The sequence below is a fragment of the Streptomyces axinellae genome, from assembly GCF_039532135.1.
GTDB lineage: Bacteria > Actinomycetota > Actinomycetes > Streptomycetales > Streptomycetaceae > Streptomyces > Streptomyces axinellae.
On sequence record NZ_BAAARJ010000017.1, the window covers coordinates 87,745 to 100,632 of the forward strand.

The 12,888-nt window shown below is 69.6% G+C and carries 8 protein-coding genes and 2 pseudogenes; 5 read left to right on the forward strand and 5 right to left on the reverse strand.

Annotation, left to right across the window (positions count from 1 at the left end; translation table 11 throughout):
- Nucleotides 1-4: 4 nt before the first annotated feature.
- Both cpaB and ABD339_RS24090 read right to left on the reverse strand, forming a co-directional pair.
- On the reverse strand, nucleotides 5-757 hold the full coding sequence (gene cpaB / locus ABD339_RS24085; protein WP_344568577.1) for a Flp pilus assembly protein CpaB: 753 nt from the start codon (nucleotides 755-757) through the stop codon (nucleotides 5-7).
- Nucleotides 754-1,884 (reverse strand): hypothetical protein, encoded by a 1,131-nt coding sequence (locus tag ABD339_RS24090; protein ID WP_344568579.1) that lies wholly within the window; start codon nucleotides 1,882-1,884, stop codon nucleotides 754-756. The genes cpaB and ABD339_RS24090 overlap by 4 nt, the downstream gene beginning before the upstream one ends.
- A 366-nt stretch (nucleotides 1,885-2,250) precedes the next feature.
- Here ABD339_RS24090 and ABD339_RS24095 point away from each other — a divergent pair, with 366 nt between their 5' ends.
- The gene (locus ABD339_RS24095; protein WP_344568581.1) at nucleotides 2,251-3,216 is read left to right on the forward strand and encodes a hypothetical protein; all 966 of its coding nucleotides are present in this window, start codon (nucleotides 2,251-2,253) and stop codon (nucleotides 3,214-3,216) included.
- A gap of 94 nt (nucleotides 3,217-3,310) precedes the next feature.
- Here the strand turns inward: ABD339_RS24095 and ABD339_RS24100 are convergent, their stop codons facing one another.
- Nucleotides 3,311-4,711 carry an Nramp family divalent metal transporter gene (locus ABD339_RS24100; protein ID WP_344568582.1) on the reverse strand — a complete coding sequence of 467 codons (1,401 nt, stop codon included), beginning with the start codon at nucleotides 4,709-4,711 and terminating at the stop codon, nucleotides 3,311-3,313.
- 289 nt (nucleotides 4,712-5,000) lie between these two features.
- Here ABD339_RS24100 and ABD339_RS24105 point away from each other — a divergent pair, with 289 nt between their 5' ends.
- Both ABD339_RS24105 and ABD339_RS24110 read left to right on the forward strand, forming a co-directional pair.
- Nucleotides 5,001-6,041, forward strand: a complete 1,041-nt coding sequence (locus ABD339_RS24105; protein ID WP_344568583.1) for a chitinase — start codon at nucleotides 5,001-5,003, stop codon at nucleotides 6,039-6,041.
- Nucleotides 6,042-6,698: 657 nt separating this feature from the next.
- On the forward strand, nucleotides 6,699-7,304 hold the full coding sequence (locus tag ABD339_RS24110) for a hypothetical protein (RefSeq protein ID WP_344568584.1): 606 nt from the start codon (nucleotides 6,699-6,701) through the stop codon (nucleotides 7,302-7,304).
- 64 nt (nucleotides 7,305-7,368) lie between these two features.
- Here the strand turns inward: ABD339_RS24110 and ABD339_RS24115 are convergent, their stop codons facing one another.
- Entirely contained in the window at nucleotides 7,369-7,785 is a 417-nt protein-coding gene (locus ABD339_RS24115) for a nuclear transport factor 2 family protein (protein ID WP_344568586.1), read from the reverse strand.
- Nucleotides 7,786-8,014: 229 nt separating this feature from the next.
- Here ABD339_RS24115 and ABD339_RS24120 point away from each other — a divergent pair, with 229 nt between their 5' ends.
- Nucleotides 8,015-9,058, forward strand: a complete 1,044-nt coding sequence (locus tag ABD339_RS24120; RefSeq protein ID WP_344568587.1) for a hypothetical protein — start codon at nucleotides 8,015-8,017, stop codon at nucleotides 9,056-9,058.
- A 322-nt stretch (nucleotides 9,059-9,380) separates the two neighbouring features.
- Here the strand turns inward: ABD339_RS24120 and ABD339_RS24125 are convergent.
- Nucleotides 9,381-9,575: pseudogene (locus ABD339_RS24125) on the reverse strand (transposase); the annotation flags it as partial.
- Between the two features lie 2,006 nt (nucleotides 9,576-11,581).
- Here ABD339_RS24125 and ABD339_RS24130 point away from each other — a divergent pair.
- Nucleotides 11,582-12,888, forward strand: a pseudogene (locus tag ABD339_RS24130) (hypothetical protein); the annotation flags it as partial.

The window sequence follows — 12,888 nt, forward strand, 5'->3', positions numbered from 1 at the left end:
TGCCTCACTTGTCGCCGGGGAGCGTGTAGGTGCGGTCCTCCTCGGGGACCTCGGCGTCGTCGCCCGGCGCCACGAGCGCGAGGCGCACATGCTCGGCGAACGACTCGGCGTAGGCGACGCGCTGCGCGTCGGCGGTGCTGAGCGCGAAGGTGATCGGCACCCCGTCCCGCTCGCGCCGCCGGGTCCGCTCATCGCGGCTGCCGTCGTCCTTGAGCGGGGTGAGCTTGCCGACGTCGATGACCTTGGCCCGGCTGACGATGACGCGGGACTCGGAAGGTGCCTTGCCCGCGTTGCTCCCGGAACCGGAACCGCCGCCGGAGCGCTGTTCGCCGTCGAAGGTGGCGTAGATGTTGACCCGGTTACCGGGGTTGATCTTGCCCGCGACCCCGGTCTCGGCGTCGATCATGATGGCGATCTCCTGCTCGCCGGACTTCAACTGGGGCCGCCTGGCCATCATGTCGGACTGGAGGAGCGAGCCCTTCTTGAGCGGATTGACGGCAATATGCCCGCGAATGCCGGACAGGTCGGTGACGGCGGTCTCCGGCAGCCAGCGCTTGGGCATGGACACCTTCGTGAACTGCCCCTCCTCCAGCGTCCGATAGGCGGGCACGTCCTCCTTCAGCTCGTAGGCCGTCGTCTCCTCGCCCACCTTGGACTCCACGTTCCTGATCACGGCGAGCACTCCCGCGAACGCGGCGAGGGCGCACAGCGCTGAGAGGACCAGCAGTATGACGCCGCGGCGCTGGCGTGAGTTCATCGGCGGATACCTCGGGGATCGGCGACGACGGGAGCGTCGTCCGTACGGTTGTCGGACGCCGCCCCGGGGGCGGCAGGGCCCTGGCCCGGAAACGGGCCCTGCCCGGGAGGCGGGCCCTGGCCCGGAAACGGGCCCTGCCCGGGAGGCGGGCCCTGCCCGGGAGGCGGGCCCTGGCCGGGAGGCGGGCCGGTGGCGTCATGAATCCGGCGGTCATCGTGCGCCGGACGGGCACCCGGGGGTCGGGCACCCTTGACCCCGGCGCCGGACTGCTCCGGGTACTCCGGCGGTTCCGGCGGTTCCGGCGGCGGGGCGGGGGAGGCACAGAACGCACAGCGGTCGCCGATGAGTTCGAGCCCGCACCAGTGGCACTCGTCCCGCCGCACGGAGGCGACGAGCTGGTAGAGCACCGAGACGTCGGGGATCGCGGCCACGAACTCCGTCAGCTTGCCCGTGCCCCACCAGGCGGCCGAATCCCCCGGCAGCTCCGCCTCGCGCACAGTCCCGGAGCGCCAGTGCGGGGCCAGCGTGCGGGTGACCCAGGCCGAGGCGAGCCGACCGGGTGCGACGGTCAGCTCCGTCGCGAACTGCGGTCCCGTCAGCATGCCGCCCGCGCTACCCGTACCGCCCGCGCCGCCCCCGGAGCCGCCCCGCTCCCCGCCCAGCCGCACCAGCTCGGGCGTCGGCGCGGCGAGAACGGCGAACTGGGCGCCCGGCAGCCACGACTTGGCGTGCGCGGTGAGGGTGACCGGCACCCGGTCCAGCCGCGCGACCGAGCCGAGGACCGCCCCCGCGTACAGGTAGTGCGTCAGCAGCCGGGCCGCCGCGCCCAGCACCCCGGGCGTGAAGTCGCACAGCGACAGCTGCCGCAGCTGCCGCACGAGCACCCCCGTGGCCAGCGGCGGCAGCGCCACCGGCAGCAGCGCGATACGCCCGCTCTCCAGCAGGGACCTGACGGTGTGCAGCCGGTGCAGGTAGCGGGTGGGGAGGGTGGCCGGATACAGGACGATGAGATAGCCGTGCCGCTCCAGCAGAACGCGGGTCTCCGCGAGCGCGGCCTCCAGCGGCTGTTCCTCGGGCGGGCTGAAGACATGGGCACGCGGGGTGTGCCGGTCAGGCGGGGCGAGCATGTGATCACCCCTGGTGACCGCTAACGCCGTCGACACATCCGCCTCCCCCGGGTTCTCCCGCCACGGTGGCTCCGGTCGGCTCGGCCCAACTCGGCGCCGAGTGCCCTCACTTGCCGATCTCGCACGCGCCGATCCAGTCGCGCGTCGCCGACATCACACACTATCCACGGCAGCCCGGCCAGTACCCCGTTCCGGCGATCTCACCCGAACCCCGCGCCTCCGGCGGGAGCACTACCCGCCCCGCGCGCCACGTCAACCCCTCATCGTCCCAGTGGTCTTTCGAGCGGGGCACACGCGTTCATCCGATCCGGTGGCCGGAGAGGCATATGCGCGCCGCACCCTGCCCGATCTTCATACGGTCACCACATGGTCACCTCCCGTCACGAGACGGCGCACCGCATCTTCCAGGAACGGCCCGCGCTACTCGCCCCCACCTTCCGGCTGCTGGGCGTGTCCCTGCCGGAGGACTCCAGCGTCGAGGTCCTGACCCCCGACGCCACCGAACTGAAACCCATCGAGCGCCGCATCGACACGGTGCTGCGACTGCGCCCCCGCGACGGCGGAAAGCCCACGCTGCTGGCCATCGAGGCACAGAGCCGGTGCGACCCCGACAAGGTCGAGAGCTGGGCCTACTATCTCGGCTACCTCATGGCCAAGGAGGACTGCTTCGCGTTACTCGTGGTCGTCTGCCAGGACAAGAAGACGGCGGAGTGGGCCATGGGCCCCTTCCACCTGGGCCCCGACGACTGGCAGCCCCTCACCGTCCGGCCCCTGGTCCTGGGCCCCGGAAACGTCCCCGTGATCATCGACCCGGAGGAGGCGGCCCAGGACCTCGCGATGGCCGCCTTCACCGCCGTGACACATGGCAAGAGCCCGGACAACACGGCCATACTGGAAGCCCTGGCACACGCCCTCGGCAGGGCCGACAGCGACACCCTCAAGTACTACGCGGAACTGGTGGAATCCGGGCTCGGCGAGCCCCGGGCCCTGAAAACCTGGAGAGCGCTCATGCAGAACGGCAGCTACTTCCCCGGCCGCGGCACCTTGGTCGAGGAGACCTTCCTTGAGGGCCAGGCCAGCGGCGAGGCCAAAGGCAAGGCGGCGGGCCTGGCAGAAGGCCAGGTAAAGGAACGCGCACGGTCCGTCCTTTTGACCCTGAAGATGCGCGACCTTCCCGTCAGCGACGCCCAGCGCACCCGCGTGACCTCGTGCACCGACCTGGACACCCTCGACCTCTGGCTGGAACGAGCCTTCCGGGCCACGGAAGCCGAGCAGCTCTTCGACGACGAAACTCCCGCCGCCCCCGACGACGCCCCCACTGACCGACCGTAAGCATCCCGTGGCGGCGGCGAAAACCCGCCGCCACGGGAACGGCGAGGTCAGCAGCGCACGGCCGGCAGGCCGACCCGCCCCACACATCAGGCCCTCACCAAGGCAGTTCCCTCAACTGCTGCACGCACAGCACCACGAACAGCACACACGACGCGGCGAGCAGAAAGTTGCTCAGCCAGCCGTTGCGCCACTCGCGCGGGGTGCGGCCGGAGTTGAGGAGCCACAGCAAGGTGGCGGCGAGGAAGGGCATGAAGAAGGCGCCGAGGACGCCGTAGGCGATGACGAGGCCGAAGGGCTGGTCGAGCCAGAGCAGGGTCATCGGGGGGAACGTCAGCCACAGCAGGTAGCCGCGGAAGGGCCAGGAGCGTTCCTGTTCGCCGCGCGCGAGCGGGGCCACGCCCGCCTCCGACTCCGGCGCGAGCCCGCGGGCCGCCCGCAGCCGTTCGACGAAGTCGGCGAACATCAGGCTCACGCCGTGCCAGACCCCCACCAAGGAGGAGAAGGATGCGGCGAAGAAGCCGATCAGGAAGAGCGTGGAGGTGAACGTGCCGAAGCGCCGCTCCAGGACGTCGTTGAGGTCGAGGAGTCCCTTGTCGCCGGTGGCGAGGGCGATGTGCGAGGCGTGGAGCAGTTCGGCGCCCACGATCAGCATCGCGACGACGAAGACGCCGGTGGTGATGTACGCGACGCGGTTGTCGAGCCGCATCATCCTCATCCAGCCGCTGTCGGTCCAGCCCTTGGCATTGATCCAGTAGCCGTAGGCGGCCATGGTGATGGTGCCGCCGACGCCGCCGATCAGGCCGAGGGTGAAGACCATGGAGCCGGACGGCAGGACGGGCACAAGTCCCGCGAAGGCGGCCGGGAGGTCGGGCGAGACGCGGATGGCGACGTAGACGACCACCACGAACATCACGCCGACGAAGACCATCATGATCTTCTCGACGACGGCGTAGCGGTTGCCCCAGACGAAGGCCAGCCCGACCAGTCCGGTGATGATCGCCCACACCTTCAGCGGCATCACGTCCGGGAAGAGCGCCTGGAGCGGCAGTGCGCTGGAGGACATGGCGGTGGCCCCGTAGATGAAGCCCCACAGGACGACGTAGACGGCGAAGTAGACCGTGGTCCAGGCGCCGAGGCTGCGCCAGCCGTCGAAGAGGGTGCGGCCGGTGGCCAGGTGCCAGCGGCCGGTGGCCTCGGCGAGCGCGATCTTGACGACGCAGCCGATGACGGCGGCCCACATCAGGGTGTAGCCGAACTTGCTGCCCGCGATGAGCGTGGCGACCAGGTCGCCGGCGCCGACGCCGGTGGCGGCGACGACCATGCCGGGCCCGATCATCTTCCAACTGGGCTTGCGCACCGGTATCCGGGCGCCGCCGGTGGCGGTTCGGGGGGTGGTGTCGCCGCCGTCACCGGTTCGACCGGTGACGGATTCGCCGGGGCCGCCGCCCGTGCCGGCTCCGCCGGTGGCGCTGGGGGTGGTGTCCTCCGCTGACATACCGGGCTGCCTCCGCCGTGCGCAGGGATGGCGTACGTACTGCTCGTTCGTGCTGGTCGTTCGGGCTGGTCGTTCGTTGGTACGGGCCGGGCCGTTCGTGCAGGTCGTGGGCGCATGTAACCGTCTGCGGACGATCAGCACAAGGGGGTGCGCGCCACCGGCTCCGTCGCGCGGGGTGCTGCGCGGGGTATTGACAAGGCTATTGGTCTGGACCACGTTGTACGGCACACACGCATCACCTCCCTCATTTCCCCCCACACCGGAGGCAGTTGTGTCCCGTAGTACAAGTGTGTCCCGTAACAGAGCCCGTACCCCCCGCCGCTTCCGCACCCGCGCGACCGTCGGTCTCGTCGCCTCGGCCCTGGCCGCCGCCGGGCTGTTCGGCTTCGGCGCGGCGCAGGCGAACGCCGGTCAGGGCGACGGCGCCAAGGCCGTCCCCGGCGTCGGCGCCTCGAAGGTCCCCGCGCACGCGGTCACCGGCTACTGGCAGAACTTCGACAACGGCGCGACCGTCCAGACCCTCGGTGACGTGCAGAAGGACTACGACATCATCGCGGTCGCCTTCGCGGACGCCACCGCCTCACCCGGCCAGGTGGACTTCAAGCTCGACCCCGAACTGAACTACAGCGAGGACCAGTTCAAGGAGGACATCGCCGCGAAGCACGCCGAGGGCAAGTCCGTGGTCATCTCGGTCGGCGGCGAGAAGGGCGCCGTCTCCGTGAGCGACGACGCCTCGGCGGACGCCTTCGCCAAGAGCATCACCGGACTGATGGACAAGTACGGCTTCGACGGCGTGGACATCGACCTGGAGAACGGCCTCAACTCCACGTACATGACCAAGGCGCTGGAGTCCATCCACGCCGCCAAGAGCGATGTCGTCGTGACGATGGCCCCGCAGACCATCGACATGCAGTCGCCGCAGAACGAGTACTTCAAGACGGCGCTCAACATCAAGAGCTTCCTGACCGTCGTCAACATGCAGTACTACAACAGCGGTTCGATGAACGGCTGTGACGGCAAGACCTACGCGGCCGGCAGCGTGGACTTCCTCACCTCGCTGGCCTGCGTCCAGATCAAGGGCGGCCTCGACCCCTCCCAGGTCGGCATCGGCACCCCGGCCTCGTCCAAGGCCGCCGGCTCGGGCTACGTCGAGCCCTCCGTGGTCAACGCCGCGCTGGACTGCCTGGCCAAGGGCACGAGCTGCGGCAGCTTCACCCCGGACGAGAAGTGGCCCGGCATCCGCGGCGCGATGACCTGGTCCACGAACTGGGACGCGGCCGACGGCAACAAGTGGTCCGGCGCGGTCGGCCCGCACGTCCACGGCCTGTAACCCCCGACGCGCACCCCACGGGCGTGAGGCCGCATCGCGCGGCCCCGGCTCCCGCACACACACGACGCCCCCGGGCCCGGCATGGGCCGCCCGGGGGCGTCGGTCCGTCCGCCCCTGCTGTCCACGGCTCAGTCCTTCAGCGGCAGCGGCTCCGACCGTCCGGGGCCGGAATGGTGAACCGAAGGGCGGTGCGGCGAGTAGTGGTGTGCGCGGAGATACCTGGAGACCGATGGGAAGTGGAGTGCCATGCCGGCAGACGAAGCCCAGGAGACCCAGCGGGACCGGACACTGAGGCTGAAGCGGGCAAATATGCGGAAGAAGCGGGAGGATCCGGAATACCGCCAAAATGAATATGACAAGTTGGCGCAGAAATTGAAGGATCCGAAGCGAGCCGGTCAGGAGCGGGACCGGGCACGGGAAGGGATGCGGAGGCACCGGGAACGGGTACGGGAGCAGCGGGCACGGGAGCAGAATGCGGCGTCGGCGGTGTATGGGGACTATCAGCGGTTGATGGGGTGGCCGCAGGTGCCGCCGAGGGGGTTGGAGGTGGCGCTGAGCGCGGAGACGGTCGGCCGGGATGGGGGGAAGGCGGTTGTGGTCACGCTGAATGAGCCGCACCCGGCGGGTGGTCCCTCGGGGAGGTCGGTACCGTCGCTCGTGGCTGATCCTTCCCTTGACCTGACGGATGCCAGGGTCCGGGACCAGGTATTCGGTGCGGACGTGGACGACCGGACGCGCGAGGCGACGGTGCGGGCGCAGGAAGATCTGTTCAACAGGCTCCGGGCCGAAGAGTTCGGGCCGGAAGCCGTACCCCCGTCGCCGCCCGCGGGCCAGGCGCAGTACGCGGACCCGGCGCAGCCCGGCGAGTACCCGGAGTTGTTCGGCGACGTGAACGTAGACGAACTACTGCGTTCCGGAGCTGGAGCTGACGACAGCACCTGGCAGCTCGAAACGCCCGGCCCCTGGTTTCCCGCAGCCAATCCCATCGCGCCCTCCGCACTCACACACCTACCGGGCCTGGAGGGACAAGCCCCGGCCTACGCACTGTCGCAGGCCATGGAGAACCTCTCGGTCACGGCCTCCCACTTCCCGACCGCCGACTCCTACGGCGCGATGAGCCAACACACCAATGTGGCGTACACACAGTGGGACACCAGCGCCTTCCAGCAGCCCAACACACAGCCCGCCCCGCAGACCAACGCGTACCAGATGGGCCGGCCCGGCGGCCGAACGGGTCGTTCAGGACGCCCCCCGCGTCAGTAGTGAAGACGGGCGGCGGCGCAGGGCCCGCAGGCCCCACGGGCCCATGCCGAGACGCCCGGCGGACTTATGCCGGAGCGCCCGGGAAGGACGGCTTGAGGACGCGGCTGCGGAACTTCCACTCCCCGTCCACGCGGACGTACTCGTCCTCGTACCTGACGTGGGAGCGAACGTAGCCGCCGTCGCTCTTGACCACTTCGACCAGGCAGAACACGCTTCCGGTCGCGTGGTCGCCGTCGATGGCCGTCACCAGATGGTTGAACATGACGTGAATGACGTGCCGGGCATGGGCGAAGAGCGTGTCGCGGAAGAAGTCGCGTACCGCCGCGCGCCCTTCGAACAGCCCATGGCCGGTCTCACGTTCGTCAAGAACCCCGTCCTCCGCCCAGCAACCGGAGGACTCCTCCAGCTCGAAGCTGTCGAAGGCCACCGCGTAGCGCGTGTTGAGATCGTGAATGGCGGCACGATCGGCGAGCTGGTTCATGAGACGACCTCACTTCATGGAACGACGCCACGGGCCCACGCCCCTGACCACCTCGGATCTCCGTCTCGGACGAGGCGGGGGCACGGTGTACACGGCCCCGGAGCCGTGTCAAATCGCGCCGATCCCGGACCACCACAGCGCGGGCAGGCGGGACGGTGAACCGATCGGCGGTGCGGCGAGTAATGGTGTGTGCGAAGACGCCCGGAGAACGAAGGGGGAGCGGAGCACCATGCCGAACAACGAGCGGGGCAGCAACAAGGAGTCCGTGAGGAAACGCAAGCGGCAATATATGCAACAGAGAAGACAGGACCCGGAGTTCCGCGCGGCGGAGGCTGCCAGGAAACGGGGGGTCCCTCAAGCGGCGGATGGGTGGCATCGGAAGCAGCTGATTGCTGATGCTCAACTGGCTCAGATGGCGAAGGTCGTGTATGGGGAATATCAGCGGTTGATGGGGTGGCCGCAGGTGCCGCCCTCGGGGCTGCGGGTGGCGGTGAATCCGGAGAGGGTCGGCATAAAGGGGCGGGAGGCGGCGGTGGTCTCGCTGAATGAGCTGCAGCCGGCGGCTGGTCCATCAGGTGCGTCGGTGCCGCCGCTCGTGGCTGATCATTCGCTCGATCTGGAGGATGTCGGGGTGCGATCCCGGATATTCGCCGCGGAAGTGGAATGGCCTGACTACCAGGCGGCGGTTCAGGCAAAGGGCAATCTGCTCCACATGCTCCAGCCCGAAGAGTTCGGGCCCGAGGCCGCGCCCCCGGCACCGTCCGCGGGCCAGGCTCAGAACGCAGATCCGGTGCGGTACGCGGACCAGGCACAGCCCGAACCGGAAACGGAGTTGTTCGGCGGTGTGGACCTGGACGCACTGGCGGCCCACGCTGTTGATTCCAACACCTGGGATTGGCAATCGGTCGGCCTGTGGCCGGCTTCAGTCAATCCCGTCGCGCCCTCCGCACTCGCCCATCTACCGGGTGTGGAGGGGCAGGCCCCGGACTACTACGGGACCGCCGCGCTGTCGCAGGGTATGGATCAACTCTCGCTCGCAACGCCGCATTTGCCTGCCCCCGACGTGTACAACCCGGTGGGTCAACTCCCCCAGGTGGCGTACGCACAGTGGGACTCCACCCCCTTCCAGCAGCCCAGCAACCAGCCGTACCCGCGGCCCTACACACAGCCCGCCCCGCAGACCGGCGCGTACCCGCCGGGCCGGGCCGACCAGCCCGGCCAGCCCACCGGCCGAAAGGGCGGCGGCCGTTCGGGGCGTCCCGCGCACCGATGAGTACGGGTAGCGGTACTGGGCGCCCGGCACCGGCAGCCACCCTGTACCGGTACCGCAATCAGCACGTCCACCACAACAACCAGGGCGCTCCGCGGAATCGGTGACCCGCCGACCGCGCCCCGGTGTCCAGGGCATCGATCGAGGCGCCCGCCAGCGGGACGCCTGCGGTTCCTGCGGCGGATGTTCGTGCGATCGCCCAGGTACCCACGGTGACGAGCACACTGCCCGTCACCGCGCGGGACTGCCGCAGTGCTTCGACGAAGAGTTCCGCAAGCCACGCCGCCGTGCCCCCCGTCCCATCCTCGGACGGTGCACTCGAAGCTCAAGGAGAGGTCGCCGCCTGGTACTTCGGCCGACCCAATGCACCGAGTTGCCGGTAGGTGAGGAGACAGCAGGCGAGTTCGAGGAACGCTTCGTGGAGGTCGCTTCCGCGTTCGCAGCGGATGCGAAGGCGGCGGAAGCCATGGAGCCGGGTGAAGGTCCGCTCGGCCACCCACCGGTAGGTGCCCGTAGAAGCAGCAGGGCGGCAAGCACCCGCCCGCCGGCCGGGTTCATGCGTCGCGCTGCGGCTCCACCTGCCTGTTGAACCCTGGGGCGGTGGGATACGTGGTCGAGGTGGTAGAGGGACTACCGGCACCGGGATGTTGCAGAGGACCACATGGACCAGACCCCTTCCGTCGTACCATCCGAGACGGGCATAGCGCGGCTGTACGGCCTCTCCGGTGAGGCGGGCTACCCCGCCCTCGTCGAACTCGGAACCTTCCCCACGGCCAGGAGAAATGGCGCGCAGGACTGGGAGGCCAACGCCCGACAACGCATGCACAACCTCCTCAACTCGAAGAGCGTGGCATCTAAGCCGGAGAAAAAGGTACTGAGGAAGGCGAACATCCCCCTCCGGTCCCGGGGGGAGGGGCGCGGCTTCCATATCAATCCAAGCGTGGAGCGCGAGAGCGACAATGCGCGGGCCGAATCCGCAGTTGACTCGGCGAGGGGCATCGCACGACTGTACGGCCTCTCGGGTGAGGCGGGCTACCCCGCTCTCGTCCAACTCGGAACCCACCCCGCGGGCAGGAGAAATGGCGCGCAGGACTGGGAGAGCCAGGCGCGGCGGCGCCTGCGTGATCTCCTCCTCTCGAGGAACGTGGCATCTCCGCCGGAGGAAGAGGTACTGAGGAAGGCGAACATCCCCCTCCGGTCCCGGGGGGAGGGGCGCGGCTTCCATATCAATCCAGGCGTGGAGCGCGAGAGCGACAATGCGCGGGCCGAATCCGCAGTTGACTCGGCGATGGACATCGCACGACTGTACGGCCTCTCGGGTGAGGCGGGCTACCCCGCTCTCGTCCAACCCGGCACCCTCCCCAAGACCAGCAGAAACGGCGCGCCCGCATGGGAGAACCAGGCCCGACGGCGCTTGAATTGCCTCCTCAATCCGGCATACAAGGCTACCCCCGCGGAGGTAGCGGTGATGGAGCAGGCGCGAATCCGCCTCACGCCCAGGGAGAAGGGGGAAGGCCAACACATCCATCCGAATATGAAGCCGAAACGGGGTCGGGGGCCCACGGTCGCGGCATCAGTGGGGGCGTGGAACGGCGCGGCGGTCGCGCGTATGACGCCGGGCGGCAATGCTGGCGCGCTTGCCACGGACGGACCGCAGACAACCCCCGCCTGGACGCCCGCCGCGCCCGGACCGCAGACAACCCCCGCCTGGCCGACTGACGCGCCCGGACCGCAGACAGCCCCCGCCTGGCCGACTGACGCCTGGACGCCTGACGCGGACGGACCGCAGACAGCCCCCGCCTGGACGCCTGACGCCTGGACGCCCGCCGCCTGGACGCCTGACGCCTGGCCGACTGCCGCCTGGACGCCCGCCGCGGACGGACCGCAGACAACCCCCGCCTGGCCGACTGACGCCTGGACGCCCGCCGCGGACGGACCGCAGACAACCCCCGCCTGGACGCCTGCCGCGGCCGGACCGCGGACAACCCCCGCCTGGCCGACTGACGCCTGGACGCCCGCCGCGGACGGACCGCAGACAACCCCCGCCTGGACGCCTGCCGCGGCCGGACCGCGGACAACCCCCGCCTGGACGCCTGCCGCCTGGACGCCCGCCCCGCCCGGACCGCAGACAACCCCCGCCTGGACGCCCGCCGCCGATCGGCCGGAGTCCGCGGCTAAAAGACGGAAGCGCTGACCAGCCGAGCACACCGAGACCGAGGAATATCCGGTTGCGTATGGTCGGAGACGGTGGCGGCGGTGACCGCGACGGCCAGATGGGGCCGAGGGGGCTGACGCCGATACGGCACAGCGGCCGAACCCGAAGATCCGAAGTGAAGTACGGGGCCGGCTCTCACCGCTGGTCAGCCGGGACAGATTCACATGGCGCAGGGCGGCAAGCACCCGCCCGCCGGCCGGATTCATGCCTCGCGCGGCAGCCTCATTGCGCATGTTGAACCCTTGGGGCGGTGGGATACGTGGTTGAGGTGACAGAGGGACTGCCGGTACCGGGATGTTGCAGAGGACCACATGGACCAGACCCCTTCCGTCTTACCATCCGAGACGGGCATAGCGCGGCTGTACGGCCTCTCCCGTGAGGAGGGCTACCCCGCCCTCGTCCAACTCGGAACCCTCCCCAAGCAGACTGCTGACCCGGATGCGCCAGAGTGGGAGAAGAAGGCCCGCAAGCGCCTGCATGCTCTCCTCAGACCGAGCTACCAGGCGACTGACCCGGAGGTAACGGTGCTGAAGCAAGCGCAAATCCTCCTCCGCTCCCGGGAGCCGAAGCTCGGCGTCCATATCGATCCGAGTGTGGAACGCGAGAGTAAGAATGCGAGGGTCGAATCCGCAGTTGACTCGGCGACGGAAATCGCACGACTGTACGGCCTCTCCGGTGAGGAGGGCTACCCCGCTCTCGTCCAACTCGGCACCCTCCCCACGGCGGGTGGAAAAAATGCGTCGCCGTGGGAGAAGCAGGCCCGACAGCGCCTGCGCAACCTCCTCAGACCGAGCTATCAGGCGACTGACCCGGAGGTAACGGTGCTGAAGCAGGCGGGAATCCCCCTCCGCTCCCGGTGGCCGAAGCCCGGCGTCCATATCAATCCGGAGGTGGAGCGCGAGAGTGAGAATGCGAGGGTCGAATCCGCAGTTGACTCGGCGATGGGAATCGCACGACTGTACGGCCTCTCCGGTGAGGAGGGCTACCCCGCTCTCGTCCAACCAGGCACCCTCCCCAAGGCCGTGAGAGCAGACGCGCCGGACTGGGAGAGGCAGGCCCGACAACGCCTGCACAACCTCCTCAACAAGGACCACCAGGCGACCGCGGCGGAGGTAGCGGTGCTGAAGCAAGCGCAAATCCTCCTCACGCCCAGGGAGAAGGGGAAGGGCCAACACATCCATGAGGATATGAGGCCGAAACGGGGTCGGAGGCCCACGGTCCCGGCACCAGCGGGGGCGTGGAACGGCGCGGCGGTCGCCCGTATGACGCCAGGCGGCAATGCTGGCACGCTTGCCACGGCCGAACCGCAGACAGCCGCCGAATGGACGCCCACGGCCTGGCCGCCCACCGCGGCCGAACCGCAGACCTCCGCCACCTGGACCTCCGCCGCCTGGCCGCCTGCCGACTGGACACCTGCCGCGCCCGAACCGCAGACAGCCACCGACTGGACCGCCACCGCCTGGACGCCCACCGCCTGGACGCCCACCGCGGCCGAACCGCAGACAGCCACCGACTGGACCGCCACCGCCTGGACGCCCACCGCCTGGACGCCCACCGCGGCCGAACCGCAGACAGCCACCGACTGGACCGCCACCGCCTGGACGCCCACCGCCTGGAC